At 66.0% G+C, this 3,337-nt stretch carries 3 protein-coding genes; 1 reads left to right on the top strand and 2 read right to left on the bottom strand.

What is annotated here, in order from left to right; translation table 11 throughout:
• Positions 1–71: 71 nt before the first annotated feature.
• Positions 72–695: a rhomboid family intramembrane serine protease gene (locus tag ABGA94_RS20550; protein WP_005417591.1), complete on the bottom strand. Its 624-nt coding sequence runs from the start codon at positions 693–695 to the stop codon at positions 72–74.
• Positions 696–702: 7 nt separating this feature from the next.
• Positions 703–2,268 (bottom strand): oligopeptide:H+ symporter, encoded by a 1,566-nt coding sequence (locus ABGA94_RS20545; protein WP_061477998.1) that lies wholly within the window; start codon positions 2,266–2,268, stop codon positions 703–705.
• Positions 2,269–2,430: 162 nt separating this feature from the next.
• Between ABGA94_RS20545 and ABGA94_RS20540 the strand changes: the two genes are divergently transcribed.
• Entirely contained in the window at positions 2,431–3,276 is an 846-nt protein-coding gene (locus ABGA94_RS20540; protein ID WP_032954310.1) for an endonuclease/exonuclease/phosphatase family protein, read from the top strand.
• The last annotated feature ends 61 nt before the right edge of the window (positions 3,277–3,337 follow it).

Genomic DNA, 3,337 nt, shown 5'->3' with positions numbered 1-3,337 from the left:
ACGGCCACACGACCCAGGCCTGAAACCGGATACGCCGGGGCCGGATCCACAGGATCCGACCCCGGCACGCTTCAGCCGCCCAGGCGGAAGGTCGGGTTGGAGAGTTCGCGCAGGAAGTGGTTGAAGATGCTCGGCTGCATGGCCAGCATGAAGATCACGCCGAACGCCGCACCTGCCAGGTGCGCGCTGTGGTTGATGCGATCTCCGCCGCGCTTGTCCATCCAGATGCTGTAGCCGACGTAGAACGCGGCATAGATGATCGCCGGTGCCGGGATGAAGAACACCAGGATGATCGACCACGGCTTGATCAGGATGAAGGCGAACAGCACCGCCGACACCGCACCGGATGCCCCGAGGCTGAGGTAGTTCGGATTCTTCTGGTTCTTCAGGTAGCTGGGCAGGATCGAGACCAGCAGCGCGCCGATGTAGAACGCCGGGTAGGTCAGGTAGCTGCCGGTCAGCTGCACCATCACGCTCTCGATGAATCCCCCGAAGAAGAACAGGGTGATCATGTTGAAGATCAGGTGCGACCAGTCGGCGTGGATGAAGCCATAGGTCACCAGCCGGTCGTACTGGCGATGGCGGTCGACGGCCGGCGGCCACAGGATCAGGCGATCGGCCAGCTTGCGGTTGTTGAACGCCATCCACGACAGGATGGCGGTGATGGCGATCAACAGCAGATTGACGGGGGTCATGTCAGGCTCAGGCGCTACGGTAGTTGTCGACCATACGATAGCGTTTCGCGTACCAACCGAAGGCCAACGCCGCGACGAAGGCGAAACCGGCGAAGAAGAACATCAGGAACGCCGCTTCGCTCAGGCCCGTACTGGCGATCCTGTGGGTCACGGCATCGTTGCGCACGGCAGCGTTCGACAGCAGCACCCACAGGTTGCCGATGGTGGTGGTCAGGTTCCAGAAGCTCATCACCACGCCCTTCATCGCCTGCGGCGCCTGGCTGTAGGCGAACTCCAGGCCGGTGGCCGAGACCAGCACCTCACCGAAGGTCAGCAGCGCATACGGCAGCATCTGCCAGAAGATCGACATGGCGTTGCCGCCGTCCATCACCACCTGGATGCCGCCGACCACGATCCAGGCCAGGCCGCTGAAGGCGATGCCGGCGGTCATGCGGCGCAGCGCGGTCGGCTCGAAGCCGAAGCGGCGCAGGGCCGGGTACAGCACCAGGTTGTTGAACGGAATCAGGATCATCACCAGCAGCGGGTTCAGCGCCTGCATCTGCGAGGCGGTGAACCAGCTCGGCATCTGCATCTGCTGGCCCTGCAGGACCCAGGTCGAGGCCTTCTGGTCGAACAGCGAGAAGAACGGCGTGGTCAGCGCGAAGATCACCAGCACGCGCAGCACCGAGCGCACGCCTTCCACGGCTTCGGCCGGATGCTGGCCGCGGGCGCGGTCCAGCTGCAACCAGGTACCGCCACCGATGCCGGCAAGGATGGCCACCAGCGCCAGGCACAGGCAGATCACGATGCCCAGCGAGCCGACCAGGCCGAACGAGGCCGCCGCCAGCGCCAGGCCGAGCACGGCGATCACCAGGCCCGGACGACCCTGGCCGGCCACGCGCGTGGTCAGCGCGGTACGCACCACGTTGGCGAACGAATGCGGATCCTTCGGCGGCAGCGGCACCAGCACGTAGCGCTTGCGGCCCAGCCAGAACACGAAGGTTGCAATGAACATCAGGATGCCCGGGATACCGAACGCCCACTGCGGCCCCCAGTTCTTCAGTGCCAGCGGGATCAGCAGCGAGGCGAACAGCGAGCCGAAGTTGATGATCCAGTAGAAGGCGTCGAAGACGATCTTGGCCAGGTGCTTGTTGCTCTGGTCGAACTGGTCGCCCATGAACGAGGCCACCAGCGGCTTGATGCCACCGGCACCCAGCGCGATCAGGCCCAGGCCGAGGAAGAAGCCCTCGCGGCTGTTCTCGAACAGCGCCAGGCACAGGTGGCCGGCGCAGTAGACCAGGCTGAACCAGAGGATCGTGTGGTACTTGCCGAAGAACCTGTCGGCCAGCCAGCCACCGAGCAGCGGGAAGAAATACACGCCGATCATGAAGCTGTGCATGATGTCCTTGGCTTCACCGGCACGGCCTTCCGCAGTGATTTCCTGCAGCAGCAGCGAGGTGATCAGGAACTGCACCAGGATGTTGCGCATCCCGTAGAAACTGAACCGTTCGCAGGCCTCATTGCCGATGATGTACGGAATCTGGCGCGGCATCTTTCCTTGGCCGGCGATGGGGGCGACTGCGTCGTGGCTCATCCTGTAAGGCATTCCTGCAAAGCGAAAGGCGCAAGGTTACCGGAACCGGGGCTTGCGAAGCACGCTGCAGGGCTGCATGACAACGGTGCCAATCCATGGCAGGCAGTGCAGGCCCTGCCGGAAGTCACGGCACCTGCACGACAAAAGCGTAAACTTATCGTTATGCGCCCCCTCGCCCCCGCCCGCCTCCTGCTCAGCTGTCTCGTGCTGCTGCCGGCGTTGCAGGTACAGGCGCGGCCGCAGGCGCCGGCCGCCGCCAGTGAGAGCGCGCCCCGGCAGCTGACCGTGGCCGCGCTGGAGTTGCCCAGCCGCGATGACGCGCAATGGAAGCAACGCCGCGAGCAGGTCGCACAACTGCTGACCGACCTGCAGCCGGACGTGATCTCGGTGCAGCAGGTGCTGCAGCAGCAAGGCCGCAACCCGGCCTGCTGGCTGGCCAGCCGGCTGCGCTACAGTTGCGACTTCGTCACCGCCGACCCACCCAGCCAGCCACTGCGGCATGGCAACGCCATGCTGACCCGGCTGCCGGTGAGCGAGGACGGCGTGACCCTGCTGCATCCTCCCGGCACCTTCAGTGCGGCCGGCATGATGCGGCTGAAGCTGGGCGAGGCGCTGGTCAACATCTACGTGGCGCGGCTGCGCCCGGACCCGGACGAGGCCACCGCCCGCCAACACCAGACCAGCGACCTGATGACCTGGATCGGCGCCACCGCCGAAGGCATGCCCAGCCTGATCGCGGGCGACTTTTCGGCCAGCACGGTTGAGCTGGTGCGTAGCACGCCCGGCTTCCAGCCGGCACGGCGCAATCCCGGCGGCCGCGCCGAGCCGCCTGCAGCCAGTGGTGGCGGCGCCAGTGGCCACGGCTTGGACGTGCTGTTCCAGGTCAAGCACTTCGGCGGCATCCGCCAGCAGCCGATCCTGCTGCCCGCCGACGGCGACCTGCCCGGACTGCGCCTGGGCGTGTTGGCAACCCTGCGCCTGCAGGACGATACGGCCACTGCCGAATAGGTCGTGCCGGCCGCTGGCCGGCTCCCTCGGGACCACACGATTGCCGACCAGCGGCCGGCAC

Origin of the sequence: Stenotrophomonas sp. 3diitr2024 (assembly GCF_042136455.1) — a bacterium.
Classification (GTDB): Bacteria; Pseudomonadota; Gammaproteobacteria; order Xanthomonadales; family Xanthomonadaceae; genus Stenotrophomonas; species Stenotrophomonas sepilia.
The sequence above is the reverse complement of the archived record's forward strand: the minus strand, read 5'-3'. Positions and strand labels throughout refer to the sequence as shown.

What these genes read in the sequence shown, in the direction of transcription:
- ABGA94_RS20540 (WP_032954310.1), top strand. Translation starts at nt 2,431, where the DNA reads ATGCGCCCCCTCGCCCCCGCCCGCCTCCTGCTCAGCTGTCTCGTGCTG.
- ABGA94_RS20550 (WP_005417591.1), bottom strand. Translation starts at nt 695, where the DNA reads ATGACCCCCGTCAATCTGCTGTTGATCGCCATCACCGCCATCCTGTCG.
- ABGA94_RS20545 (WP_061477998.1), bottom strand. Translation starts at nt 2,268, where the DNA reads ATGAGCCACGACGCAGTCGCCCCCATCGCCGGCCAAGGAAAGATGCCG.